Below are 25,682 nucleotides of genomic sequence, written 5' to 3' on the forward strand. Positions count from 1 at the left end.
GGGGATGCGGGGCGGCGGCCGAGCGGGGCCTGGGGGGCGCGGGCGCGGGGAGCGGGGTGGGGTGTCGGTGCCCGGCAGTAGGCTCGGCGGCATGGCGGGCGTGTTCGAGCGGCTGGTGGGCCAGCACGAGGTGGTGGCAGAGCTCACCGACGCAGCCGTAGCCGCGCGCGAGGCGGCGCCGGGGTCGAGGATGACGCATTCGTGGCTGTTCACCGGTCCACCGGGTTCGGGTCGATCCATCGCGGCGCTGTGTTTCGCCGCCGCTCTGCAGTGCGTCGATCCTGTCGCGCCCGGGTGCGGGCGGTGTCATCCGTGCACCACCACGATGGCCGGTACCCACGGTGACGTGCGGCGGATCATTCCGCAGGGCCTGAGTATCTCGGTGAAGGACATGCGTGCGATCGTGCAGACCTCGGCCCGCAGACCGACCACGGGCGCGTGGCAGATCGTGCTGATCGAGGATGCGGATCGGCTGGGGGAGAGGGCGTACAACGCGCTGCTCAAGGCGGTGGAGGAGCCGCCCGAGCGCACCATCTTCCTGCTGTGTGCACCGTCGACCGATCCCGAGGACATCGCCGTCACCATCCGCTCCCGCTGCCGGCTGGTCGCCCTGGCCACCCCGCGTGTTGCGGACATTGCGCGAGTGCTCGTCGACACCGATGGGCTCGACCCGGAGACGGCCGGGTTGGCGGCGTCGATCAGTGGCGGACATGTGGGGCGGGCGCGGCGCTTGGCCACCGACGCCGATGCCCGTGATCGCCGCCAGCGCGCGCTGGGTATCGCGCGCGCCGCTGCCCGCGCGTCGACGCGATACACGGTGGTGGAAGAACTCGTCTCCGGCGCCGACAGTGACGCGGCATCGATCAACGCAGAGCGCGACGAGAGGGAGATGGAGGAGATGCGCATCGCCCTCGGCGCGGGCGGCACCGGTAAGGGTGCTGCCGGAGCGCTGCGCGGATCCGCGGGTGTACTCAAGGAGCTCGAGGCCCGGCAGAAGTCGCGGCGCACCCGCACGGCCCGCGACGCCCTCGACCGCGCCCTGATCGACCTCGCAGGATTCTACCGGGATGCGTTGACCACGTCGTACGGGTCGTCGGCCACGCTCACCCATCCCGACATGGCCGAACAGACGTCGAACATGGCCGCCGCGGTGACCCCCGATCGGTTGCTGTGCTGCATCGACGCCGTCCTGCAGTGCCGTGAGGCGCTGGAGATGAACGTCAAGCCCAAGTTCGCGGTCGCGGCGATGGTCTCCGCGCTCGGGGCGGCCACCGGCTGAGGGTGCCGGGGCCGTTTTCCTGCCCGACACCACAGCGGCTAAAGTGAAGCCCGGCCCCGTGAGGGGCCGCGCCGCCTTAGCTCAGTCGGTAGAGCATTTCACTCGTAATGAAAAGGTCTGGGGTTCGATTCCCCAAGGCGGCTCCACCAGCTCCACCCCGCCCTGTCGGAGCACACGACAGCGCACAACAACGCCGCCCGCCGAGAGTTCATCTCTCAACGGGCGGCGCTGGGTCGTACGGGACGGAAATCAGCTGAGCTTGTCCTTGATGTTCTCGCCGACCTTTTTCACGCCCGCGACGCCCTGATCCTTCTTGCCCTCGGCCTCGAGGTCCTTGTCGCCGATGATCTCACCGACGGTTTCCTTGACCTTTCCGACGGCATCCTCAGCGGCGTTCTTTGCCTTGTCGACGAAGCTCATGGCTTGTCCTCCTCTATCGGGTGGTCCCGGTGACACCGTGGTGGCGATCCGGGCCGCGGGTTCTCCGCGTTGACAGAAGATGAGTCGACGCCGGGATCGCAGAGCGCACGGACCGATTCTGTGTTCCGTGTCACAGCGACGGATTCCGGCTACTGTTTGCCAACAGAAACCATCCGTGCTGGATCCACTACGGTATCGGGGAACAAACGCGGCCCGACGCGCATCGAACACGCCACGGGCAGCTCGGCCCGCGCGGCGCCGCCGCCGACCATCAGGAGTGAGAACACGATGCACGCAACAACACGCACGCTCGCCGGTGTGGCGACTGCCGTACTGGTGATCGCGGGCCTGGCCGGGTGCTCGTCGACGGTCGAGGGAACTGCCAAGGCTCCCGACTCGTCCGCGCCCGGTTCCCTCGACACCGGGCCGTACCGAACCACACCGCAGGATCCGTTCACCACGGTGTCCAATGTCGATACCGGACGCATCGTCGAGGGTCAGCGCATGGCCGAGTTCGTCGTTCTCCCCAGCGAGGTCGATCCCTCGTTCACCGTGGCCAGGGGCCAGGGATCGACTGTGATCAAGAACGGCCAGGCCACGAGCCTGTTCCTGTCGGCCGGGGCGGCGGACATCGCGGATCAGGAGCAGCTGGTCACCGGGTTCGAGTCTTCGCGCAACGACAACGACTCCACCAATCCGCGCAACCTTCTCATTGCAGTGCTGCGCTTCCCGGACAACGCGGCAGCGGTGCGCGCCGCGGATCGGATGGCTGCCGAGGCAAGGACGGGCGATGATCTGCTGCCTCCGTCCGTCGACGCGTCCATCGCGGGTCGGCCCGACACCCGCGCCACAGCGCGCACGTTGAACGACAGTTACGCGCTCGAGGCCTTCACCCCGCACAACGACTACCTGATCTACTCGTACGTCTCGGTGCCGGTGGCGCAGCAGGGCTCTGCCGCGGGCCTGGCCGTGTCGGCGCTGGACAAGCAGATCCCGCTGATCGACAAGTTCCCGGAGACTCCGGCAGACAAGCTGGGCTCGCTGCCCGTGGACATCGACGGTGTGCTGCGCTATACCGTTCCGCCGGCCGACGGCAAGCGCACCACCGACCAGCTTGCGGTGTACGGCCCGCGCGGGGCGGCGCACAGCTCGACCAACCCGGTGACCTCGCTGCAGGAGTTCACCGATGCCGGCACCACCCTGTTCGCCAAGGACGGCACCAACGTGTACCTGAACAGGGACGCCGACGGCGCGAAGAAGCTGTACGACTCGTTCATCCAGGAAGTGACCAACGACCAGGGCTTCACCGCGACCGGTCCGGCGCCGGGGGTTCCCGACTCGACGTGCCTGACCACCACGACGAGCTTGTCGGATGTCTTCTACTGCGTGGTGCACGTGGGCAAGTACCTCGGCGAGATCAGCTCTCCCGACGCCACGGCGGCCAATCAGATGACGGCGGCCCAGTACCTGGTCCTGAAGGCTGCCGCCTGAGGGATCGGGTACCGGGCCGTCCGGTGCCGGGGTCGGCGGGTCAGTTCATGGGAGTGTCGTCGACCTTGATGTCGAACTTGGCCTGGTCGTTCTCGACGGAGGTCACGGTGACACCCACGCCGTACTTGGTGGGGCCGTCGGAGAGGGTGCAGCGCAGCGTGGCGCCCACCTTGGCCTCGAGGTCCTCGGGGCACTCGACGCTGCTGGGTGCCTGGCCGACCTGAGCTTGGATCTGGGTGGAGATCTGCTCCTGCACTGTTTCCTTGCTCACCTTGGGCGGTGAGCCGACGCTGACGCTGGCCGAGCAGCCGACGACTCCGAGCGAGACGGCGCAGACGGCCAGGGCGAGACGCACGCGTGTGTTCATAAGGGTTCTCCCAGGTGAGATCGGTCGACGGTGAGCTCCCGGGTCACGGCGTGTGTCCGGAGCGCACTGATTGTCGGGTTTTTCTCGAAGAGTTGCAACAAGATCAACCCTTCCGCCGAAATGGCCACAGAAAACAAACCGTGACTCAAGCAACAGACTTGGTAACGAAATGGCAGATTGATTCGGATACTCTGAACGGACTTTGTTTCGTACCGAGGAGTAACACGTGGATCGCCGATCGTTTCTCAAGACCGCCGCTGTGGCCGGGGCAGCAGTCACCGCAGCCGGAGCCACCGGGGCACTTGCCGCTCCCGTGGCCTCGGCAGCGCCGTCGCCCTCACCGCTGACGCCGCTCTACAGGAACCTCGTTCCGGAGATCTTCGCGCCGCTCGCCGACGCACCGGACTTCACCGACGCCGTCGTGATCGGCTCGGGCTTCGGTGGCGCCATCGCCGCGCACCGTCTCGCGCAGGCCGGTGTGACCGTGACCGTTCTCGAGCGGGGTTCGAGGTGGCCGCGCGACCCGCGTCGCAACATCTTCCCGACCGACCTCGTCCCGGACGGGCGCGGCGTGTGGCACAAGCGCTCGATCACCGGCGTCAGCGGCATCACCCAGCCGATCGACGACTTCGGCGGCGTGTTGGACGTGACCGAGTACGCCGGCCTCGAGGTGTGGCGCGGCGCGGGCGTCGGCGGTGGCTCACTGGTCTACACCGGCGTGATGATCGAGCCCGAGCAGCGGTTCTTCGAGCGCATCTTCGCCGGCACCGGGGTGAGGTACGACGAGATGCACAACACCTTCTACCCGCGGGTGCGCTCGAACCTGCTGCTGTCCCCGGTTCCGGACGACGTCTACAACCACCAGTCGATGAACCACTCGCGCCTGTGGGATCAGCAGGTGCGCAAGGCGGGGTACGACCCCCACCTGATCGACGGGATCTGGAACTGGACCGTGGTGCGCGACGAGATTCGCGGTGCCGCCAGCCCGTCCGCAACCATCGGCTGCTCGAACCTGGGCAACTCCAACGGTGCGAAGTGGGACCTGACGCAGAACTACCTCAAGTGGGCCGAGGATTCGGGCCGTGCGCGGATCTACCCCGGCCACCAGGTGCTCTCCATCGGACGCGAGTCCGGTGGGCGCTACGCGATCAATGTGCAGAAGATCGATCCCAACGGCGCCGTGCTGAGCACCCGCACCATCACGTGCAACAAGATCTTCTTCGGCGCGGGTTCGGTGGGCACCACCGAACTGCTGCTCCAGGCCCGCGAGACCGGCGCTCTGCCGCAGCTCAACGAGCACATCGGTGAGGGTTTCGGCACCAACGGCGACGCGGCCCTGGTGCGCAAGTGGACCGGTGGTGGCCTCACCCAGGGCGCGCCGTCGCGTTCACGCATCGTCGACGAGACCGGTATGCCCGTCTCGCTCGAGAACTGGATGGTGCCGGGTCCGGTGTTCGACCTCGGACTCATCGGCTCGCTCGGCATGGTTCTCGACGACACCCGCGGCCGCTTCGTCTACAACCGCGCCACCAACAAGGTGGACCTGCTCTGGCCCGGTCAGCCCGAGGCCGACGCGGCGCTGCGCGCGGTACAGAACCGCATCGCCGGCGCCAACGGACTGTCCGTCGGGTTCGCGCCGTTGGCCAAGGACGTCAACTCCAAGTTCACCGCGCACCCGCTCGGCGGCGCGGTGATCGGCAAAGCGACCGACGGCTACGGCCGTGTCAAGGGCTACGACGGCCTGTACGTCATGGACTCGGCCGCGATTCCCGGCAGCACCGGCACGGTCAACCCCACGCTGACCATCTCGGCACTCGCCGAGCGCAACCTCGACACCATCATCCGCGAAGGCAGGTAACACTCGCGATAGTGTCGGGCCCATGAGTGGCGCCCGTCCCTTCACCGTCGTGGACCTGTTCTCCGGCGGCGGGGGGATGAGCTACGGGTTCCACGCGCACCCGGCATTCGGGATCGTCGGGGCCGTCGACGCGCAGGTGGGCAAACCCAGCAGTCGGCAGGGTTCGCTGGCCTGCAACAGCACCTACGCCCTCAACATGGGGTTCGAGCCCACCGAGGCGGACCTGAGTACCGCCGATCCGGACGTGCTCGGGCGCCGTCTCGGGATCGGCAGCGTGGACGTGCTGTCGGCGTGTCCACCGTGTACGGGCTTCTCGCGCACCAACAGTCGCAATCATCTGGTCGACGACCGGCGCAACGCGCTGGTGGTGCGGGTGGCCGATTTCGCGCGGGCGTGGCAGCCGCGGGTGATCGTGATGGAGAACGCCCGCGAACTGCTGGGCGGCAATTTCCGCGGGCACTTCGAGGAACTCCGCCGACGGCTCGTGCGGCTGGGGTACGACGTGCGCGCCGAGGTTCACATGCTCACCCGCTTCGGGTTGCCGCAGGTGCGTGAGCGGGCTCTGGTCGTGGCGACGCTCGGGGTGAGCGCGCGCACACTCGAGGACCTGTGGTCGGGATATCGGGTCGAGCCCGACGCGGTGACCGTCGAACGGGCACTGACTCCGCTGCGTCCACTCGAGGCCGGCGCGGTCGATCCGTACGATCCCGACCACGTCACCCCCAGTTTCGCGTCGGTGAGCGGGCGCGAGCGCATCGCCGCGGTGCCCCACGACGGCGGATCCTGGCGCGACCTTCTCGGCGACGGTCACCGCGGCGGCGAGCATCTGACACCTGCCATGGCCAGGTTGGCGCAGCGCGGTGCACTGGGCAGCTTTCCGGATGTGTACGGGCGAATGGCCTGGGGTCGGCCGGCTCCGACCATCAAGCGCGAATGCGCTCACGTGGGTAACGGACGGTACGCGCATCCGGTGCAGGATCGGCTGTGCAGTCTGCGAGAGATGGCCCTGCTCAACGGATTCCCTGCGCACTACCGGTTCGGTGGAACATCGCTGGCCAACAAGTACCGGCACGTGGGCGATGCCGTCCCACCGCTGATCTCACATCAGATCGCCGGGGCAGCCCACTGGTCGCTCACCGGCGTGAGGCCGGCCATGGAGACGATCGTGTTGCCGAACACCACGCTGACCCCGTCGGACATCATCGTCGATCGGCCCGCTGCTGATCGGTCCGGCGCCGACGTGCACGCATCAGGCGCCGGTGTCGGAACGGGTTGACCCCGAGACGCTCGCCACGAAGTCGCGAGCAACCTCGCGCAGCTTGCGGTTGGTGCGCTGGGATTCGCGGGAGAGCACCTCGAACGCCTCGTCCTCGTCGATCCCGCGCAACGCCATGAGCATTCCCTTGGCCTGCTCGATGGGCGCTCGGTTACGGATGGCCTGACGCAGCCCCTGTGCAACCTCTTCGCTCGAGCGCACTCGGGAGTAGTCCCCGAGTGCCTGCGCGACGACGGTGGTCAGAGCGGACAGAACCGACTCGTCCATCTCGTCGAAGGCGCCGCGGGCGGTGCCGTACAGGTTCAGCGATCCCAGACCGAGATCACCCGAGCGCAGCGGCGCCGCGAGGAAGGAATGGATGCCGTCGGCCTCGGCCAGGGCGGCGAACACCGGCCAGGCGTTGTCGGCGTCGTCGACGTCCACACGGATGATGCGCCCGGTACGCGCCGCCTCCAGGCACGGACCTTCACCCGCACGGTACTGGTGCGAGTCCACCTCGAGGGTGCGCGCGTCGGTGTGCACGGCCGTATACGTGGTGCCGCCGAGGGTGATGGTGACCCCGCAGCTGGACGTGCCGTCGATGACGTCGTGGGCGATCTTCACCGCTCGCTGCAGCAGCACGACGAGCTGATCGTCGTCGTGCACGCTGCCACCGAGGGCGGTCAGCATGTCCGCTACCCGCCCCGGCGTGAGCGGTTCACGGGCCGCGCGCGCAAGGGTGGCCGGGATGGGTGGCGTGGAGCCGACGGGGGCAAGGATGGAGAATGCCGTGTGTTCCACACCTCGATGATTACATGAACGTTCGACGACCTTCAATGATGCTTTGCCCACGTCCGGGAGGGGGCGCCACACGTGCGGAACGCATTTGCGTCAGGGCGCGTCGAAGGTGTGGACGAACGGTTCGAGCAGTTCGGCCAGATCACGGGCGGCCCGCTCTCCGTCGGCCGGGGGGCGCGGAATGTAGGCGATGGCGAGCTGGACGATCGCGGTACTCAGGATGTCGGACTGATGTTTCGGTGCCCCGACCCAGCAGCGCTGGAACGTCTCCGACATGTGCGCCGACGCGCGGGCGGCCAGGATGTCGCTGTCGACGGTGATCAGACGCAGCAGGTCGTCCGGGGCGTCGTCGGACTGCAGCGACATCACCAACGGGTCGCTGCCGGACAGGGCGAAGAACAGCGAGAACCCTTCGCGCAGAGCAGCTCCCACGTCGCCGACGTGGCGATAGAGCGCGCTGTCGACGACGGCCACAAAGCTGTCCGTCAGCCGCATGGCGTAGCCCTCGGCAAGTCCGCGACGTGATCCGAACTCGTTGTAGATGGTCTGCCGCGACAGCCCCGCCGCGCGGGCGACGTCGGTCATGGTGACCGACTTCCAGGTCTTCTGCAGCAGCAGATCTCGCATCGCATCGAGCGTGGTCTCGCGCAGAAGTGTGGTGGCGGCCGTCCGGTAGGGCGTCCGGTCGCCGGCCTCGGTGCGGGGTGCGGGCGACATGAGTCCCACTCTAGGCGGCACCGGACCCCGCCATCGCTGTGCGGGCGGCGCGCAGGTCACGGGGGCGCCCCATCGCGACAGCGCCGACCAGCGTGCCGTCGCGATGAGCGGTGGCGATGAAGTTGTGATCGGTGACCGAGCCGTCGATGCTCCAGGTGTCCTCGCGCACCGCCCACCCGGCGAACTGCAGGTTCTCCCCGTACTGCGTCGACCACCCCCACGGCACCTCGAGCACACCCGGATCGTGACCGAGCACAGTGCGGGCCACGGCCTTGCCCTGCGCCGCCGCCCCGTTCCAGTGCTCGCTGCGGTACCGACCGCCCAGGACCGGATTGGGGACCGCGGCCACGTCGCCGATCGCGTAGACACCGGCGGCGGAGGTGCGGAAGTGATCGTCGACGACGATCCCGTTGTCGACCTCGAGACCGGCCTGCGCAGCCAGTGCGGTACTCGGGACGGTGCCGATGGACGCGAGAGTGGTTCCGGCAGTCCAGGTTCGACCGTCCGCGGCGGTGACCGCGCTACGACTGCCGTCGGCGGTGACGTCGGTGATCTCGACGCCGGTCTCGACGGTGACGCCGTGGGAGAGATGCATCGCGCGCATCGCATCGGAGATCTCGACGGGCACGATGCGGGCCAGCAGTGAGGTGGCGTTCTCGAGCACCGTCACCGCGACGCCGAGTTCGACGGTGGTGGCGGCCACCTCGCAGCCGATCAGTCCGCCGCCGATCACGATCAGCGACGGGTCCGTGTCGAGGGCGTGGCGCAGGCCGGGTACGTCCGCTGCGGTGCGGAGAGTGAGCGCGGGACCGCCGGGCCAGGGGCGTGGCGCCGAGCCGGTGGCGATGACCAGTGCGTCGTAGGTCAGCACGGACCCGTCGTCGAGCGTGACGGTGCGGGCGGTGACGTCGATCGCGGTGGCCGACGTGCCGAACCGGGTGTCGATGCCGTCGAAGGCGCCGGGCTTGTCCAGCACGATCGACTCCGCGGACGCGGTGCCCGCGAGCAGATCCTTCGACACCGCCGGGCGGCGGTAGGGGGTGCTCGGCTCGGCGCCGATCAGCGTGATCGGCCCCGTGTGCCCCTCGGCCCGAAGCGCTTTCGCCGCGGTCGAGCCCGCCAGGCCCGCGCCGAGCACCACCACCGCCGTATCGTTCACGAGCGTTCGACCTCCACCATCTCGAAGTCCGACTTCGCGGCGCCGCAGTCCGGGCACGACCAGTCGTCGGGAATGTCGTCCCAGCGGGTTCCGGGCTCGATGCCGTCCTCGGGCCAGCCCAGTTCCTCGTCATACTCGAACCCGCACTGCAGACAGCGGTAGAGCTTGAAGTTCGTGCTCATCTCAATCCACCTTCTCCTCGAAGTCGACCTTCTCGCGTACTCCGCAGTCGGGGCACGGCCAGTCGTCGGGGATTGCGTCCCACGGCGTTCCGGCGGGGAAGCCCTCACGCGGGGCTCCGATCGGCTCGTCGTAAACGTAGTCGCAGACAGGGCACCGGTAGGTCGACATTCAGGCACTCGCTCCGTACTCGGCCAGAATCTTCTCCCGCTTCTTCGGCGCGATGTTGACCCTGGTGATGTCGCCGTCGTAGTGGTCGAGGACGCGGTGGTCCATGACCTTGCGCCACAGCGGCGGGAAGTACGCGAGCAGGATCATGCTGGCGTAGCCGCTGGGCAGCTCCGGTGCGCCGTCCCAGCTGCGCAGGGTCTGGTAGCGACGCGTGGGGTTGGCGTGATGGTCGCTGTGGCGCTGCAGGTGGTACAGGAAGATGTTGGTGACGATGTGGTCGCTGTTCCAGCTGTGGGCCGGGGCGCACCGCTCGTACCGGCCGGACTCGAGCTTGCGGCGCTGCAGGCCGTAGTGCTCGAGGTAGTTGACGGTCTCGAGCAGTGAGAACCCGTAGACGGCCTGAATGAGCAGGAACGGGGCAATGTTGATGCCGAAGATCGCGATCAGGGCGCCGTAGAGGACAACCGACATCAGCCACGCATTGAGCACGTCGTTGCGCAGGGTCCACGGGCTCTTGCCCAGCCGCTGCAGGCGAGTCTTCTCGAGCTCCCACGACGACCGGAAGCTGCCGATCACGCTGCGCGGCAGGAACGCCCAGAAGCTCTCACCGAAACGCGAGCTGGCCGGATCCTCCGGGGTAGCGACGCGAACGTGGTGGCCGCGATTGTGCTCGATGTAGAAGTGGCCGTAGCAGGTCTGGGCGAGGGTGATCTTGGAGAGCCAGCGTTCGAGCTCGTCCTTCTTGTGGCCGAGTTCGTGCGCGGTGTTGATACCCACCCCGCCCATGACCGCGACGCTGAGCGCGAGGCCGATCTTGGAGATCACGCTCAGTCCGCCGTCGATGCCGAGCCAGGAGAGGTCGTCGGCCGCCCAGAGGTAGCACGCGAAGATCAGCGTCGCGTACTGGAACGGGATGTAGGCGTAGGTGCAGTAGCGGTAGTACCTGTCGTTCTCGAGCGCCTCCATCACCTCCTCGGGCGGGTTCTGGCCGTCGGGGCCGAAGAAGCGGTCGAGGATCGGGAGCATCACGAACACCAGCAGCGGGCCGATCCACCACAGGACGGGGGAGACCGCGCCGAGGCCGAGTTGGTTGAGAGCCCAGATCACCGGCACCGCGACGAACACCGCGGTGGGAGCCACCAGGCCGAACAGCCACAGGTAGCGCTTGCGGTCGCGCCACTGGGTGGGCGCCTGGGGTTGTGGGTCGTGCACGTTCGACGTGGTCATCGGTGACTCCTCGGGCGGGGGGCAGGTCGGGCAGGTCGGGTCTGGCGGTCACTCGATGACGAGTGATCTGGTTCACGATGGTTTGGACAATACATGCGATCGCATCCAAACGCTAGACAATTTCCAATATTTGTAAACCAGCTGGTGGCGGCGGTTATGGTGGGGTGGCTCACATGCGCACCGCTGGAAGGATCGCCATGACCGACCTCGTACTCTCGCGCCGCGACATCGAGTTCCTGCTCTACGAGTGGTTGAACGTCGAGGCGCTCACCGGCCGCAAGCGGTTCGCCGAGCACTCGCGCGAGACGTTCGACGCGGTGCTCGAACTGAGCGAGAACATCGCCGTCAAGCACTTCCTGCCGCACAACAAGAAGGCCGACGCCAACGAGCCGCACATCGGACCCGACGGGACGGTGGTGCTGATCCCCGAGGTCGCGCAGGCGCTCGAGGTGTTCGCCCGATCAGGCCTCACCGCGGGGCAGTTCGACGATTCCCTCGGCGGGATGCAGCTGCCCACCGCCGTCGCGAAGGCGTCGCTGCTGTGGTTCCAGGCCGCCAACATCGGTACCTCGACCTACCCGTTCCTGAGCATGGCCAACGCGAACCTGCTGGTGGAGTACGGCACCGACGAGATCGTCGACACCTACGTACGACCGATGATCGAGGGCCGGTTCCACGGCACCATGTGCCTGTCCGAGCCCGACATCGGATCCTCGCTCGCCTACATCACCACGCGGGCAGAGCCGGCCGACGACGGCACCTACCGGGTGACCGGCACCAAGATGTGGATCTCGGCGGGCGAGCACGAACTCGGCGAGAACATCGTCCACCTGGTGCTGGCGAAGATCCCCGGCGGTCCCGCGGGGACGAAGGGCATATCGCTGTTCGTGGTGCCGAAGTACCTGGTGAACGCCGACGGCAGCCTCGGCGAGCGCAACGACGTCGCGCTCGTCGGTGTCAACCACAAGATGGGTTACCGCGGAACCGTCAACACCCTGCTCAGCTTCGGCGACAACGGCGGAGCAGTCGGCTACCTGGTCGGCGAGGAGCATCAGGGACTGAGCTACATGTTCCACATGATGAACGAGGCGCGCATCGGCGTCGGTATGGGGGCCACGGCCCTGGGCATCACGGGCTACCTGCACTCCCTGGACTACGCCAAGTCCCGCACGCAGGGTCGACCGGTGGGCGACAAGGACCCGTCGGCGCCCCAGGTCCCGATCATCGAGCACGCCGACGTGCGCCGAATGTTGCTCGCGCAGAAGGCCTACTGCGAGGGGGCGTTGGCGCTGGGGCTGTACTGCTCGCAGCTGGTGGACGAGCAGAGCACTGCCGACGACGAGGCCGATCGGAAGCGCTCGGGCGAACTGCTGGACGTGCTCACCCCCATCGCCAAGGCCTGGCCGTCGCAGTGGTGCCTCGAGGCCAACAGCCTCGCTCTGCAGGTTCACGGCGGATACGGATACACCCGCGACTACAACGTGGAGCAGTTCTATCGCGACAATCGTCTGAACCCGATTCACGAGGGCACCAACGGTATTCAGGGACTCGACCTGTTGGGTCGCAAGGTGGTGTCCAAGGGCGGTCACGGGCTGCGCCTGCTCGTCGAGGCCATGACGGCCACCATCGACCGTGCGTCGGGAACCGACGCCGAGCAGTACGCGCACACGCTGCACGCCGTCGTCACCCGCATCATCGAGACCACCGGAAAGCTCTGGGGTACCGGTGATCCAGAGGTGGCGCTCGCGAACTCCTCGGTGTACCTCGATGCGGTCGGACACGCGGTGATCGCATGGATGTGGCTGGAGATGGTCCTGGCCGCGGACGGCAAGGAGGGGACCTTCTACGACGGCAAGCGACTGGCGGCGCAGTACTTCTTCCGCCATGAACTTCCGCGGACGGGGCCGCAGTTCGACCTGCTGACCAGCCTGGACCGCACGATGCTGGACCTGGACCCGGCCGTTCTGTGATCGGATCATTTGTTTCGTTCGCGTAACGGTACGTCGCGAACGGGTTCGGTGCCGGCCCGGTGGGCATCCCGAACCCGTCCATCGACACGTACGCGAGAGGAACAACGGACATGCGAATCGGTATGGCAACGGCCGCAACGTCACTGGTGGCGGCAGCCCTGATGGTGAGCGGGGCGGGAACCGCGTCGGCAGCCGGCGGCCTGGCGTACTGCTACCGCAACATCAACAACGACAACGGGACACGAGTGATCATCTCGTACAGCACCTCACCCAACGCCGGTGCGTGGCAGCTGAACCTGAGCTGGAACTACCAGCAGTGGACCGGCAGCTACTACGAGAACAGCACCGGCCAGAGCTCGCGGACCCTGCAGATCGGCACCGAGTTCCCACCGGCAGGTCAGCTCTGCTCCGCCGCCGACCCCGCGTACGCCATCGGAACCTTCTGACGTTCCACCCACGGCGCACCGCTGCCGTCCCCACGCGCGACGGGGACGGCAGCGGTCTCGCGTATCAGGGGTCGGGTGCGTCAGAAAGTGCCGATGCGGAAGCCGTCGAGCGGGCCGCCGAGGAAGAAGCTGGACGCCAGGGACGAGCACAGATTGCCGGGGTCGCCGGCGCGGTATCCGACGCCGGAGGACACCGAGCGGGTGGTGCCGGTGTCGACGTAGAAGCTCCCGTTCCACTGCTGCAGGTCCGCATTGATGGCCGTGGTGGTCACCGTCGTGCCGGCCGCACCGTTGTCGCGGAACGACAGTTCCAGTCGCTGCCCGTTGTTGCCGGGATCGGCGTTGCGATAGCAGAACACCGTTCGGGCGGTGTCCGCGGACGCCACGGCCGGTTGAACGAGGGCCGCACCACCGGCCAGTGCCGCCATGATCGCGCCGGCGGCGATGGTGCGAGAGATCGTGGTGTTGGTCACGTGCTGTCCTCCTGGGTTGGGCCGCTCCGCGCAGTGGCAGCGCGGCACGCGGGCTTGCTGGTCCACCGACGGTTTCCCCGTTCGGCTCCGGAACAAACTTCCCCGGCGTCCGCCCGGGCAGGTGGCGCGGTGGAGGTGTTCGCTAGCGCGGCAACAACTCTGGCGCGATGAGCTGCAGCGAGCCCTTGCCGTCGCCGTCGCTACCGGTGACGACGACCCCGCTGGTTCGCGGGTCCACTGCCACCGAATTGGGCTGCTTGACGGTGGGTAGATCGCCCACGATCACCGGTGCGGACGGGGTGCTCATGTCGATCACGCGCAGGATGTTGGACGCGGTGAGGGTGATGTACAGCCGCTTGGTCCGCCCGTCGTAGGCCATCCCGTACGGGTTGCCGGGGGCGTCGATGCGGGCCACCTCGGTGATCTGCGGATCGATGCGCTCGATCAGCACGGCGCCACCGTCGGTGTCGGCGAACCCGGCGAGGTCGCCGCCGAGGGCCACCGCGTGGGTCAGCTTCTTGCCCACCGGACCCTGCGCGACGAGGGTGCGACCGACGGCGTCGTAGACCCACACGCCGTTGCCCTGCACATCGGCGACGGCGGCGTAGTTGCCGACGGCGGCGAGCCCGCCCGGCTGCACGGGACCGGCAGGCAGGGATGCGACGACGGTGGAGTCGCGCACGAACACCACACCCCCGCCCATCTCGTTGGTCACCACGACCGTGCCGTCGGCGGTGCGCACCGCATCGTGGGGCTGGCGACCCACCCCACCGGCGATCGCGGCCAGCGAGCCGTCCGCCAGGGACAGCTGAGCCAGTTCGTCGGACTGCTCGAGCGGCACCAGCACCGGGCCGTCCGGCCCGGCCAGCGAGAGGTGACGCGCGGCCCCCTCGGTGGGCACCGTGCGCCGGACCGCGCCCGTGGTGGCGTCGAAGAACTCGACGCCGTCGGGGTTGCGGACGGCCACCGCGCCGATCCCCGAGGAGCCGATCACGATGCCCTCGGGGACGTTGCCGATCGGGACCACTGTGCCGACGGGCGGCACCGTGGGGTCGCCCGCCACGGCCGGTTCGGCCGCGGGGGTGGTGGCGGTGGTGGTGACGGGCGGCGCTCCGCCGCTGTCCGAGCTGCACCCCACCAGTACCGATGCGGTGAGGACGACGGCGGCGGGGAAGGAGGCGAGTGCGAGGCGGTTGGCGGTGCGCATGTACCCAGTGTGCCCGGTGTGTGGCGTGGGCCACGAAACTTGACCGATCCGCTCGTGCACAACTTAGATACAAGTTGTGCACGAGAGGACGACGTCGGCCGTGATGGCCTATGTGACGGTGAAGGAGCTGATCATCTCCGGCGAGCTGCCCGGCGGTGAGCTGATCAGCGAGGGTGAGATCGCGGCCCGCACCGGCACCAGCCGCACACCGGTGCGCGAGGCGTTCCTACGGCTGCAGTCCGAGGGCTGGATGCGGCTGTACCCCAAGCGTGGCGCCCTCGTGGTGCCCATCGCCGAGGGCGAGATGGGCAGCGTTCTCGGTGCCCGCCTGATTCTCGAGACCGGCGCTCTGGCCACCTACGCCGCCGACCCCGCCACCCGCGCCCTGGCCGTCGACGACATGCGGGCATCGCTGGCGCGCCAACGCGCCCTCGCCGAGCGTCGCGACCAGGTGGGGTTCTCCGCTGAGGACGCCGATTTCCACGCCGCCGTCGTCCGGCACGGCAACAACGCCCTGCTCGACGGCTTCTACGCGAGCGTTCGTGACCGACAGCGCCGGATGACCGCGTCGTCGGTGGCGCGTGATCCGGGTCGACTGGCCTCCATCGTCGACGATCACGACGGCCTCACGGCCGCGGTCGGCGACGGCGACGTCGACACCTACACCCGGCTGCTGCGCGAGCACATGCGTCGCGTGCACGACGTCAAGGAGGCCTGGTGACCCTCACCGAGAACCCTGCTCGGATCCCGGTGCCCCGCACCGCCGCACCGCCGCGATTCGCACCCTGGTTCGTGGTGTGTGCAGCGCTGTTCGTGGCCGCGTGGGGTGGCAACGAGTTCACTCCGCTCCTGGTGCTCTACCGCGACGGGTTCTCGGCCGTGGCGGTCGATGCGTTCCTGTTCGCCTATGTCTGCGGCATCGCGCCGGCCATGCTGATCGTCGGGCCGACATCGGACCGCTACGGGCGGCGGCCGGTGATGATCCCGGTCCCTCTGATCGCCGCGGCCGGTTCGGCGGTGATCGCCGTGGGCGCCCACAGCGCATCGGCCCTGGTGGTGGGTCGTGTGCTCAGCGGCGTGGCCCTGGGTATCGCGATGGCCGTCGGCGGCAGTTGGATCAAGGAACTCTCACCCGGAACGACGGGCGCTCGCCGCGCCGCGATGGCACTGACGTCCGGGTTCGCGATCGGCGCCGTGGTGGCGGGAGTGCTGGCGCAGTGGGGCCCGCAACCCGAGCACCTGCCCTACCTGGTCCACGTCGTCGCGTGTGTGCTGGTCTTCGCCGCCTTGCTCACCGTGCGCGAGCAGGTTCGGGCGAGAAGGATCGCACCGCGCCGCTCGGTGTGGGCGTCCGCCCGGCACCGGCGTTTCCTGCGGGTGGTCGCCCCGGCGGCGCCGTGGGTGTTCACCTCGAGCGTCGTCGGATACGCGGTGCTGCCCGGCCTGATGGCCGACCACAGCGGCGGCCGCCCCGTCGCCTTCGCCGCCCTGATGTGCGCGGTCGCGCTCACGGCGGGCGTCGCGATCCAAGCTCTGGGCCGACGCGTCGACACCCCCACCGGGGCGAGGGCTGTGCTGGTGGGACTGGGTGTCACGGTGCTCGGGTTGGCGCTGGCGATGCTCGCCTCGCACGTGCTGACGGTGCCGCTGGCGCTGCTGGCGGCGGCGGTGCTCGGCGCCGGGTACGGCATGGGTCTGGTGGCGGGGCTGCAGGAGGTGCAGCGTATCGCCCGCCCCGGGGAGTTGGCCGGGCTGACCGCGGTGTTCTACACCCTGACCTACATCGGGTTCGCGGTGCCGATGACGCTCGCCGCGCTGCACGAGCACCTCGGGCTGACGTACCCGCTCATGTTCGCCGTCGCCGCGGGACTGGCGGCGCTGACGGTGCTGTGGGTGGCCGTGAACTCGCGTCGCGATCTGCCCGTCACGGCAGCGGCGGCAAGCGCGTCTCGGTGAGCCAGGGGCTCCAGAACTGCGATGTGGCGCCGAATCGTGCTGCGAGATCGGTGAAGTCGGATGTCACCACGCTGGAGTAGCGGTATCTCTCGGTCCACTCCTGGATGAGCGCGAAGAACTTCTCGTCGCCCAGGGTGCGGCGCAGGGCGTGCACGGCGAGGGCGCCGCGCTTGTAGACACGATCGTCGAACATCGACTCGGGGCCGGGATCGGTGAGCACCAGGTTCTGCGGCAGGGCCGACAGCGACGCGTGCGCGCGCGTTGCCTTGGTGTGTGCGGACGGTCCGCCGGAGTTCTCCGACCAGATCCACTCCGAGTAGCACGCGAAGCCCTCGTGCAGCCAGATGTCACGCCAGCGGCGCGCGGTGACGCTGTTGCCGAACCACTGATGCGCCATCTCGTGTGCCACCAGGCGCTCGTAGCCGCGTCGGCCGTCGCAGTGGTTGGACCCGAAGATCGAGATGCCCTGCGCCTCGATGGGAATCTCGAGGGCATCGTCGGTGACGACGACGGTGTACTCGGCGAACGGGTAGGGCCCATAGAGGCGGACGAAGGTGTCCATCATCTGGCCCTGCCGTCCGAAGTCGTACGCGAACGTCGACGCCAACCGCGGCGGCAGCACCGACGAGATCGGCACGGCGTGACCGGCGACGGTGCTGCGCTCGTACCGCCCGATCTGCAGTGTGGCGAGGTAGGTGGCCGTGGGCTCGGGCTGCTCGTACACCCACGTGGTGCGCGAGGCCTTGGTCTGCCTGCGCACCAACGTGCCGTTGGCCAGGGCGTGATACGGCGAGTCCGTGGTGATCGTGATGCCGTAGCTCGCCTTGGAACTCGGGTGATCGTCACACGGGAACCACGACGCCGCGCCCGTGGGCTGGCTGGCCACCAGCGATCCCTCGGTGAGTTCCTCCCATCCCACCTCGCCCCACAGCGAGCGGATCGGGACCGGGTTGCCGCCGTAACTCACGGTGACGACGAACGCCGCACCGGTGGCCAGCGGACGGGCGGCGGTGACCACCAACTTGGAGCCGCGGTGGACGAACTTCGCCGCCCGGACTCCGTTGACCTGGACCTTCGATACCGACAGCGCCGGGCCGAGGTCCAGGGAGAACTTCTGCAGGCCCCGAACCGTCGAGGCGTACACCGTGGCACGGCCGGCCAGGCGGTTCGAGTGCACCCGGTAGTCCAGGTCGAGCTCGTACCGCGACACCCGGTACCCGCGGTTGCCGTTGTTCGGCAGGTACGGGTCGATGGGCGGATCGAGGGTGTGGCTGTCGACATGGGGGCCGAGCGGTTTCACAGAGACGAATCCTTTTCCACTGCCGTGGTTCTCACTGCGTCGGGTGTCGCGGCGTCGCTGTACGGGTCGTGTCGTGACCAGGGAGCGATCGGGTTGCCCTGCCACCGACTCGAGGCAGGGACCCGGTCCCCACGCATCACCAGGGAGGCGGGCCCCACCGTTGCGCCGTCACCGATCCCCGACGCGGGCAGCGCCACGCAGTGCGGTCCGAGGGTGGCCCCGACTCCCAGCGTCACGGTGTCCATGCTCATGATCCGATCATGGAACAGGTGCGTCTGCACAACGCAGCCGCGGTTCACCGTCGCGCCGTCGGCAAGTGTCACCAGATCGGCCTCGGGGAGCCAGTAGGTCTCACACCACACGCCCCGGCCGATGTCCGCGCCGAGCCACCGCAGCCACACGTTGAGCACCGGTGTGCCGGCCGCGGCCCGCGCGAACCAGGGCGCGGCCACGGTCTCGACGAAGGTGTCCGCCACCTCGTTGCGCCAGACGAACGAACTCCACAGCGGGTGATCGGTGGCGCCGATGGTGCCCACCACCAGTCGCTTCGCCACCGCGGAGACCACCGCGGACACCAGTCCGGCACCCAGCAGCACCACCCCGCTGAGCAGCGCCGCCAACCAGTACCCCACCGACGCAGCCGCGGTCAGCGCCGCCAGGACGCCGAAACCGATGCCGAAGGTGATCACCATCGGCACCAGTCGACTGGTCTCCACCAGCGCCCGCGCCGCCTTGAGTTGCCACGACGGATCGAAGGTGCGGCTGGTGTCGGCGTCGTGTGGGGCCCGCCGCAGGCGCACCGGTGGGCTGCCCAGCCACGACGAGCCCGCCTTCGCCTTCTCCGGTGCAGCCGAGAGCACCGCCACCAGACCGTTCTTGGGCACTCGACGTCCCGCCGCGGCCATGCCCGAGTTGCCGAGGAAGGCGCGCTTGCCCACCTTCGCCTCGCCGAGGAGCATCCAGCCGCCACCGAGTTCGTAACTGGCCACCATGGTGTCGTCGGCCAGGAACGCGCCGTCGCCGACCACGGTGAACGAGGGCACCATCAACACCGTCGACGCCTCGACGTCCCTACCGATGTTCGCGCCGAGCAGACGCAACCAGTGCGGGGTCAGCAACGACGCGTAGAGCGGGAACAGGAAGGTGCGCGCGGAGTCCATCAGACGCTCGGTCGCCCACACCTGCCACCCGATGCGGCTGCGCACGGGATGCCAGCCGGCGTGCAGTCCGATCGAGAGCAGGCGGACCGCGATCAGGGTGATCATCGCGAAGACCGCCATCGCGGTGACCGTGGCGAGCGGGAGCATCAGCGCACCGATGCCGACGGCGCCCAGCAGTGTCTCGGTCGAGGACACCGCCCACCCGATCAGCACCAGACCCACGGCGATCGACGCCACCGGCAGCGCGGCGAGCAGCAGCGACGTCACCGCGTACGTGGCCATCCACTGCGGCGCGGTGGGCGGGGTGTGGCCGGGCCACGGGTACTTCGCGCGGCCCACCTTGGCCGCGGGCGAGCCGGCCCAGCGCTGACCTGCCTTGACCTTGCCGATCACCCCGGACCCGGCGTCGATCACCGCGCCCGGGCCGATCACCGCGCCGGGCAGCACGGTCGAGCGGGCGCCGATGGTGGCCCCCGCCCCTACGCTCACGTGCCCGATGTGGACGACGTCGCCGTCGACCCAGTGGCCGGAGATGTCGACCTCCGGCTCGATGGAACAGCCGTCGCCGAGGGTGAGCATGCCGGTGATCGGCGGCAGCGTGTGCAGATCGACCCCACGTCCCACCTGCGCACCGAGCGCGCGGGCGTACGCCGCCATCCACGGGGCCCCCGAGAGGTTCGTCGCGCCGCTCGCATCGGCCAGCCGCACCGCCGCCCACAGGCGCACGTGCACACTCCCGCCGCGCGGGTAGGTGCCCGGCTGCACACCGCGCAGGAGCAGGCGCGCCCCGACCACGGATATCGCCATCCGACCGAGCGGGGTCACGAACACCGCGAACCCCAACCCCACCCACCACCACGAAAGCGTCGGCAACCACGGCAGCGGCGTGCTCCGGGAGAAGACGTTGGCCGCGATCGCCAGCCACGTCACCCACTGCAGCCCGGTGAGCGTGATCAGCGGCACCGACGCCACCGTCTGTGCCCACTGCGCGCCGCGGGGAACGGGCGCGACGTCGCGCCGCACCGTCGCCGCGGCGGGGGTCAACCCGTCCAGCATCGCCACGAGTGAACCCAGCCGCGGATGGTCGTAGAGCTGGGCGACGGTGACGTCGGGGAACTTCTCGCGCAGCCGCGTCACCAGCTGCGCCGCCGACAGTGATCCACCGCCGAGAGCGAAGAAATCCGCGTCGAGGGAGGTGGTGGGCATACCGAGCACGTCGGTCCACGTCTGCGCCACCCACGCCGCGGTGCCGGTGAGGGCCTCGTCGTCGGCCTCGGGGTCCGTCGCTCGCCGGGGGATCGGCCACGGCAGCGCGTCGCGATCGACCTTTCCCGATGTGCGCGTGGGCAACTCGTCGAGCAGCGCCAGCCGCGGAACCAGGGCGGCAGGCAGGCGGCCGACGAGTTCCTCGCGGGCGCGGGCGAGGTCGAAGTGCGGGTCGGCGCTCGCGAGGTACCCCACCAGGATCGGCGTCCCCGATCCCGTTCGACGCACCGCCGCCGCGGCGGCGCTCACCCCGGCCAGCGATTGCAGCGCGCCGTCCACCTCACCGAGTTCGATGCGTCGACCGCCCACCTTCACCTGGTCGTCGGCGCGGCCCTGGAAGATCAGCCCCTCGAGCTCGAGCCGCACCAGATCGCCACTGCGATAGGCCCTTTCCCACCCCAGAGTCGGCATCGGGGCGTACTTCTCGACGTCCTTGGCCGGGTCCAGATACCGCGCCAGACCCACCCCGCCGATCACCAGCTCACCGACCTCGCCCACCGGCACGGGCACGCCGGCGGGATCGACCACCGCCAGGTCCCAGCCGTCGAGGGGCACCCCGATGCGCACCGGCGAACGCCCGTCCATCCGCGACGCACACGCCACCACCGTCGCCTCGGTGGGGCCGTAGGTGTTCCACACCTCACGCCCGTCCACCGCGAGTCGCTCGGCGAGTTCGGGCGGACACGCCTCACCGCCGAAGATCAACAGCCGCACCGCTTCCAACGCCTCCACCGGCCACAGCGCCGCGAGCGTCGGCACCGTCGAGACCACGGTGATGTCGCGCGAGACCAGCCAGGGGCCCAGGTCCACACCGCTCCGCACCAGCGATCGCGGCGCCGGCACCAGCGCGGCGCCGTGACGCCACGCCAACCACATCTCCTCACAGGACGCGTCGAAGGCCACCGACAGTCCCGCGAGCACCCGATCGCCCGGGCCGATCGGGTGCTCCTGCAGGAACAGCCGCGCCTCCGCGTCGACGAACGCCGCCGCGCTGCGATGTGTCACCGCAACACCTTTCGGTGTCCCGGTCGAGCCGGAGGTGAAGATGACCCACACGTCGTCGTCCGGTCGGGGCCTGCGCTGCGGGACGGTGCCCGGCCGGGCCGCAGCGGTGGGCAGCAGACCGTCGTCGGTGATGATCGCGGCGACGCCGGCCTCGGAGAACACCAACTCCGCCCGCTCGTCGGGATCGTCGACGTCCACCGGCACATACGCCGCGCCCGTTGCGATCACCGACAGGATGGCCGCGTACAGCGAATACGAGCCCGACGGCATCCGAATGCCCACACGATCACCGGCGCACACCCCGTTGGTGATCAGCCAGTGCACGCCCTCGTCCACGGCCGCGAGGAGTTCGGAGTACGTGATGCTGACGGTGCCGTCGTCGATGGCTGGGGCGTCGGGGTAGCGGTGGGCGGTGTCGGTGAGGACGTCGAGGAGCGTGCGCTCCGGCGTCGCGAGGTGCGAACGCAGGTACACCTGCGCGACTGCGGTCGACAACGACACGTGGGTCACCCTTTCGGAACTGGGGCTGCTCGGGGTCTGGGTCTGCTCGGGGTCTGGGGCTGCTCGGTGGGAAGTCTTGCAGATGGCGCAGTCTCGCAGGCGTCGGTGAACGGTCGGGGGTGTGACGTACGCCGCAGTGGGGTCGGTGCCAACGTTTGCAGTGGCTACGATCGACGCATGTTCGAGGAGACGTTCGCAGGGACGCGCTGGTCGCGGCGTCACGTGGATCTGTGCCGCGTCTCCAGCAGTGGTTGTAGGCGCTGAGGTCCACCTCCGCCCGCCGGGAGTCTCCCGACTCCGGAAACCGAAGCCGCGCGTGTTGCGGCGCCCCGAACGAATCGATCTCGCCATGACCGTTGTGCTCCCCGCCTCCCCCTCCTTCTCGGGTGCCCTGCCGCACGAGGTGGAGGTGACCGCAGCCCCCGCGCACGTCGAACGCGTGCGCATCGCTGCCGTCGACCTCGAACAGGCCCGCGCCGAGCGCGCCGGGCTCCGCCGCGACCTCCTCGACGCCGGCCGCAACCCGGACGAGATCGCCGTGCTGGTCGACCTCTACGTGCACGTGGCCGACGACGCACCCACCGCGCGCCGTGACGTGGCCACCGGACGGCCCGCCACCGCCCGCTCCCTGACCTACATCGGCACCGAGCAGGGACTTGCCGGCCTGATCTCGGACATTCGCACCGCCGAGGTCGCCGACGGCGTCACCCTCATCCCCCTCCTCCCCGCCGCGTCCTAGCGCGCGTACCCGTACCCCCGCAGATTTGTACCCAATGTGACATTTGGTCACCAGGGGTGACCAAATGTCACATTGGGTACACAGACCGGGCGCGGATGCTGGTCGACGGGGTCAGTAGAGGGGGTAACCGCCCTCGGGGCCGAGCATGCGCTCGAGGCGGAGGTGGTTGATCTTCGCCAGTTCGTTGCGGGTGACCTTGCGCTCGGTTTCGGGGTCGTTGTGGAGGCGGTGTTCGACCTCGTCGGCGAGCTCGGCGGGGGTGCGGCCGGCGGGGAGCAGCAGGAGGCGGTAGCCGAAGTGCGACTGGTAGCTGGCGCACATGTCGGTCAGGCGCTGACGTTCGTCACCGGTGGCGGTGACTCTGCACTGCTCGGCAGCGGACCGCGAGCGGTGGGTGCGGCTGCAGATCGGGGGGTGGCCGGTGAGGGCGTCGTCGATGTCGGCGTCGGAGAGTTCGGCCAGTTCGGCGTCGGCAGCGCTCATGAGGGCCGCGTGCGAGGTGTAGGGGCGGCCGCGGACCACGGCGCGGGCCCAGGTGACCGAGCAACAGCACTCGAACAGCGCGTGCAGGGCGTGACTCTCGGGGGCGCTGTTGAATGCGTCCAGGCCCATCCCCTGATGCATCAACATGCATCCCACTATCCGACCGGGAAACGCACCCGGGAAGGGGTGTGATCGTTGTTTTGCACGCCTTTAACGCGCCGTAACACGGCAGCGTGTCTCGGGTTAGTGTGCATCACATGAGCAACGACTGGACGGCCTTCACCGTCGACATCGCCGAGCACGTCGCCACCGTCACCATCGCCGGTCCGCGCAAGGGCAACGCCATGGGTCCGGACTTCTGGCGGGAATTGCCGCTGGTGTTCGCCGCCCTCGACACCGACCCTGATGTGCGGGCGGTGGTGCTCGCGGCCGACGGCCCGCATTTCACGTTCGGTCTGGATCTGCAGGCGATGGGCGGGGAGTTCGCGCCGGTTCTCACCGACGGCGCGTACGCCCGTCCACGCACCGATTTCCACGAGATGATCAAGCGCCTGCAGGCCGCGATCAATGCGGTGGCCGACTGCCGCAAGCCGGTGGTGGCGGCGGTGCAGGGATGGTGCATCGGCGGTGGCGTCGACCTCATCAGCGCCGCCGACATCCGCTACGCGAGCGCCGACGCGCAGTTCAGCGTGCGGGAGGTGCGGGTGGCGATGGTGGCCGACATCGGCTCGTTCGCCCGACTGCCCGCGATCATCGGCGACGGGCACCTGCGCGAGTTGGCGTTGACCGGCAAGGACATCGACGCCCAGCGTGCCCGCGAGATCGGTCTGGTCAACGATGTCGCACCCGATCACGAGGGCGCTCTGGCGCTGGCCCGCGCGACGGCAGCGCAGATCGCGGCGAACCCGCCGCTGGTGGTGCACGGGGTCAAGGCCGTACTCGATCATTCGCGCACGGCGGCGGTGCAGGATTCGCTGCGCTACGTCGCGGCGTGGAACGCAGCCTTCCTGCCGTCGAAGGACATTCAGGAGGCGATCACCGCGGTGTTCGCCAAGCGCCCCCCGGAGTTCCGGGGCGAGTGATCAGTTGCGGAACGCGCTCTTGGGGTCGTTCCACAGCTGATCGGTGAAGTCCTCGAGAACCACGAGCACCAGGTCGTCCTCGGCGCGCCGCAGGATCGACTTGCTGGCGCGCACCTGAAGGATGTCGCCCTTGGAGTCCGACATCCGCCACAGCGAGTCGGCGCGGGTGGCCACGGTGGTCAGGAACGTCTCCGCGATGTTGACCCCGGGTGCCTCGCGGGCGGGGAAGATGTCGTGCAGGTGCAGCGGCGCGGCGGCTGCGGGGGCGTCGGCCTCGATGCCCATCAGCTCCCGGAACGCCTCGTTCGCGAACACCACTTCACCACCGGGTTCGACGGCCAGCACCGGCACGGGGATGCGGTTGAGCACCACCGTCACCGGCAGCTCCGGGAACTGGTTGGGGTCCGAGATGGCGCGTGAAGTGGGGTTCCTACGGTCGCCGACTTCGTCGCTCATCGTTCACTCCGCTCGCTTGCAGTCATCGCAGTGCACGCAGGTGTGCGTGCCTGTCGACGACGAACCATCCGACGCCGGTGATGCTAGCAGCGGCGACGCTCAGTGACCGCCGTCGGCCGCAAGGCGCGCGATCGATGCCGCCACTTCGGCTTCGGCCTCGGCCCGACCCACCCAGTCGGCACCCGTGACGTGCTTGTTCGGTTCGAGGTCCTTGTAGTGGACGAAGAAGTGCTTGATCGCGTCCAGTTCGAAGGACGAGACGTCGCCGAGGTCCTGAACGTGGTCCCAGCGGGTGTCGCCGGCGGGTACGCACAGCACCTTGTCGTCGCCGCCCGCCTCGTCGACCATCTTGAACATCGCAACCGGACGCGCCTCGACGATCACACCGGGGAACACCGACTCCGGCAGCAGCACCAGGGCGTCGAGCGGATCGCCGTCCTCGCCGAGGGTGTTCTCGATGTAGCCGTAGTCGGCGGGGTAGGCCATGGCCGTGTAGAGGTACCGGTCCAGGCGCACGCGACCGGTGACATGGTCGACCTCGTACTTGTTGCGCTGACCCTTGGGGATCTCGATGGTCACGTCGAACTGCACGGTTGATGTCCTTTGCTCCGAGGCGATGACAGGGCAGACCTTAGCGGGTGGCCCGATAGGGTATCGACGGCACCGGCCCGATCATCGGCGGGCCACCGATCGCTCGAGGAGGTTCTGTGGGTTCG

At 68.8% G+C, this 25,682-nt stretch carries 25 protein-coding genes and 1 tRNA gene; 11 read left to right on the forward strand and 15 right to left on the reverse strand.

The genetic code is table 11. The annotated features are described in order from the left end of the window. The first annotated feature begins 91 nt into the window (after positions 1-91). Positions 92-1,279 carry a DNA polymerase III subunit delta' gene (locus tag ACY48E_RS13480; RefSeq protein ID WP_462872717.1) on the forward strand — a complete coding sequence of 396 codons (1,188 nt, stop codon included), beginning with the start codon at positions 92-94 and terminating at the stop codon, positions 1,277-1,279. Between the two features lie 70 nt (positions 1,280-1,349). Continuing rightward, a tRNA-Thr gene (locus ACY48E_RS13485) sits at positions 1,350-1,425 on the forward strand. 103 nt (positions 1,426-1,528) lie between these two features. Here the strand turns inward: ACY48E_RS13485 and ACY48E_RS13490 are convergent. After that, the gene (locus tag ACY48E_RS13490; RefSeq protein ID WP_462872718.1) at positions 1,529-1,699 is read right to left on the reverse strand and encodes a CsbD family protein; all 171 of its coding nucleotides are present in this window, start codon (positions 1,697-1,699) and stop codon (positions 1,529-1,531) included. 288 nt (positions 1,700-1,987) lie between these two features. On the opposite strand from ACY48E_RS13490, the gene ACY48E_RS13495 reads away from it, so the two are divergent. Next, on the forward strand, positions 1,988-3,190 hold the full coding sequence (locus tag ACY48E_RS13495; protein ID WP_462872719.1) for a DUF7373 family lipoprotein: 1,203 nt from the start codon (positions 1,988-1,990) through the stop codon (positions 3,188-3,190). A 40-nt stretch (positions 3,191-3,230) separates the two neighbouring features. On the opposite strand, the gene ACY48E_RS13500 is transcribed toward ACY48E_RS13495, so the two are convergent. Then, positions 3,231-3,557: a DUF4333 domain-containing protein gene (locus tag ACY48E_RS13500; RefSeq protein ID WP_462872720.1), complete on the reverse strand. Its 327-nt coding sequence runs from the start codon at positions 3,555-3,557 to the stop codon at positions 3,231-3,233. Between the two features lie 226 nt (positions 3,558-3,783). On the opposite strand from ACY48E_RS13500, the gene ACY48E_RS13505 reads away from it, so the two are divergent. Next, positions 3,784-5,415: a GMC oxidoreductase gene (locus ACY48E_RS13505; protein ID WP_462872721.1), complete on the forward strand. Its 1,632-nt coding sequence runs from the start codon at positions 3,784-3,786 to the stop codon at positions 5,413-5,415. A 22-nt stretch (positions 5,416-5,437) separates the two neighbouring features. Continuing rightward, a complete protein-coding gene (locus ACY48E_RS13510) occupies positions 5,438-6,691 on the forward strand; it encodes a DNA cytosine methyltransferase (protein ID WP_462872722.1) in 1,254 nt (417 codons plus the stop codon). Here the strand turns inward: ACY48E_RS13510 and ACY48E_RS13515 are convergent. From ACY48E_RS13515 to ACY48E_RS13540, 6 genes are all read right to left on the reverse strand, one after another. Beyond that, positions 6,665-7,471 (reverse strand): ANTAR domain-containing protein, encoded by an 807-nt coding sequence (locus tag ACY48E_RS13515; protein WP_462872723.1) that lies wholly within the window; start codon positions 7,469-7,471, stop codon positions 6,665-6,667. The two genes, ACY48E_RS13510 and ACY48E_RS13515, sit on opposite strands and share 27 nt — an antisense overlap. A 90-nt stretch (positions 7,472-7,561) precedes the next feature. Further along, entirely contained in the window at positions 7,562-8,185 is a 624-nt protein-coding gene (locus tag ACY48E_RS13520) for a TetR family transcriptional regulator (RefSeq protein WP_462872724.1), read from the reverse strand. A gap of 10 nt (positions 8,186-8,195) precedes the next feature. Next, positions 8,196-9,344, reverse strand: a complete 1,149-nt coding sequence (locus ACY48E_RS13525; protein WP_462872725.1) for an NAD(P)/FAD-dependent oxidoreductase — start codon at positions 9,342-9,344, stop codon at positions 8,196-8,198. Next, positions 9,341-9,526: a rubredoxin gene (locus tag ACY48E_RS13530; protein WP_462872726.1), complete on the reverse strand. Its 186-nt coding sequence runs from the start codon at positions 9,524-9,526 to the stop codon at positions 9,341-9,343. Before ACY48E_RS13530 ends, ACY48E_RS13525 begins: the two co-directional genes overlap by 4 nt. Before the next feature lies 1 nt (position 9,527). Further along, positions 9,528-9,695 carry a rubredoxin gene (locus ACY48E_RS13535; protein WP_462872727.1) on the reverse strand — a complete coding sequence of 56 codons (168 nt, stop codon included), beginning with the start codon at positions 9,693-9,695 and terminating at the stop codon, positions 9,528-9,530. Continuing rightward, on the reverse strand, positions 9,696-10,922 hold the full coding sequence (locus ACY48E_RS13540; protein ID WP_462872728.1) for an alkane 1-monooxygenase: 1,227 nt from the start codon (positions 10,920-10,922) through the stop codon (positions 9,696-9,698). Between the two features lie 197 nt (positions 10,923-11,119). Between ACY48E_RS13540 and ACY48E_RS13545 the strand changes: the two genes are divergently transcribed. Both ACY48E_RS13545 and ACY48E_RS13550 read left to right on the forward strand, forming a co-directional pair. Further along, positions 11,120-12,892, forward strand: coding sequence for an acyl-CoA dehydrogenase (locus ACY48E_RS13545; protein ID WP_462872729.1), 1,773 nt, complete (start codon positions 11,120-11,122; stop codon positions 12,890-12,892). A gap of 110 nt (positions 12,893-13,002) precedes the next feature. Further along, a complete protein-coding gene (locus ACY48E_RS13550; protein WP_462872730.1) occupies positions 13,003-13,338 on the forward strand; it encodes a hypothetical protein in 336 nt (111 codons plus the stop codon). A gap of 80 nt (positions 13,339-13,418) precedes the next feature. Here ACY48E_RS13550 and ACY48E_RS13555 read toward each other — a convergent pair whose 3' ends face one another. Together ACY48E_RS13555 and ACY48E_RS13560 are read right to left on the reverse strand one after the other, a co-directional pair. Beyond that, positions 13,419-13,811: a hypothetical protein gene (locus ACY48E_RS13555; RefSeq protein ID WP_462872731.1), complete on the reverse strand. Its 393-nt coding sequence runs from the start codon at positions 13,809-13,811 to the stop codon at positions 13,419-13,421. A gap of 142 nt (positions 13,812-13,953) precedes the next feature. Further along, positions 13,954-15,018, reverse strand: a complete 1,065-nt coding sequence (locus ACY48E_RS13560; protein ID WP_462872732.1) for an NHL repeat-containing protein — start codon at positions 15,016-15,018, stop codon at positions 13,954-13,956. A 103-nt stretch (positions 15,019-15,121) separates the two neighbouring features. On the opposite strand from ACY48E_RS13560, the gene ACY48E_RS13565 reads away from it, so the two are divergent. Together ACY48E_RS13565 and ACY48E_RS13570 are read left to right on the forward strand one after the other, a co-directional pair. Continuing rightward, positions 15,122-15,739, forward strand: a complete 618-nt coding sequence (locus tag ACY48E_RS13565; protein ID WP_462872768.1) for a GntR family transcriptional regulator — start codon at positions 15,122-15,124, stop codon at positions 15,737-15,739. After that, entirely contained in the window at positions 15,733-16,974 is a 1,242-nt protein-coding gene (locus ACY48E_RS13570) for an MFS transporter (RefSeq protein WP_462872769.1), read from the forward strand. Before ACY48E_RS13565 ends, ACY48E_RS13570 begins: the two co-directional genes overlap by 7 nt. Here the strand turns inward: ACY48E_RS13570 and ACY48E_RS13575 are convergent. Then, positions 16,943-18,274 carry a M1 family metallopeptidase gene (locus ACY48E_RS13575; RefSeq protein ID WP_462872733.1) on the reverse strand — a complete coding sequence of 444 codons (1,332 nt, stop codon included), beginning with the start codon at positions 18,272-18,274 and terminating at the stop codon, positions 16,943-16,945. The two genes, ACY48E_RS13570 and ACY48E_RS13575, sit on opposite strands and share 32 nt — an antisense overlap. After that, the gene (locus tag ACY48E_RS13580) at positions 18,271-22,290 is read right to left on the reverse strand and encodes a Pls/PosA family non-ribosomal peptide synthetase (protein ID WP_462872770.1); all 4,020 of its coding nucleotides are present in this window, start codon (positions 22,288-22,290) and stop codon (positions 18,271-18,273) included. Before ACY48E_RS13580 ends, ACY48E_RS13575 begins: the two co-directional genes overlap by 4 nt. A gap of 265 nt (positions 22,291-22,555) precedes the next feature. On the opposite strand from ACY48E_RS13580, the gene ACY48E_RS13585 reads away from it, so the two are divergent. Continuing rightward, positions 22,556-22,945: a hypothetical protein gene (locus ACY48E_RS13585; protein WP_462872734.1), complete on the forward strand. Its 390-nt coding sequence runs from the start codon at positions 22,556-22,558 to the stop codon at positions 22,943-22,945. A gap of 111 nt (positions 22,946-23,056) precedes the next feature. Here ACY48E_RS13585 and ACY48E_RS13590 read toward each other — a convergent pair whose 3' ends face one another. Further along, a complete protein-coding gene (locus ACY48E_RS13590; protein WP_462872735.1) occupies positions 23,057-23,575 on the reverse strand; it encodes a 2-oxo-4-hydroxy-4-carboxy-5-ureidoimidazoline decarboxylase in 519 nt (172 codons plus the stop codon). A 110-nt stretch (positions 23,576-23,685) separates the two neighbouring features. Between ACY48E_RS13590 and ACY48E_RS13595 the strand changes: the two genes are divergently transcribed. Continuing rightward, complete coding sequence (locus ACY48E_RS13595) at positions 23,686-24,510, forward strand: crotonase/enoyl-CoA hydratase family protein (RefSeq protein ID WP_462872736.1); 825 nt, start codon at positions 23,686-23,688, stop codon at positions 24,508-24,510. Here the strand turns inward: ACY48E_RS13595 and ACY48E_RS13600 are convergent, their stop codons facing one another. Both ACY48E_RS13600 and ACY48E_RS13605 read right to left on the reverse strand, forming a co-directional pair. Further along, positions 24,511-24,966, reverse strand: coding sequence for a PAS domain-containing protein (locus tag ACY48E_RS13600; RefSeq protein WP_462872737.1), 456 nt, complete (start codon positions 24,964-24,966; stop codon positions 24,511-24,513). It abuts the gene before it with no gap. Positions 24,967-25,065: 99 nt separating this feature from the next. Next, positions 25,066-25,557: an inorganic diphosphatase gene (locus ACY48E_RS13605; protein ID WP_462872739.1), complete on the reverse strand. Its 492-nt coding sequence runs from the start codon at positions 25,555-25,557 to the stop codon at positions 25,066-25,068. Between the last annotated feature and the right edge of the window lie 125 nt (positions 25,558-25,682).

This window comes from Rhodococcus sp. AZ1, from assembly GCF_054979605.1.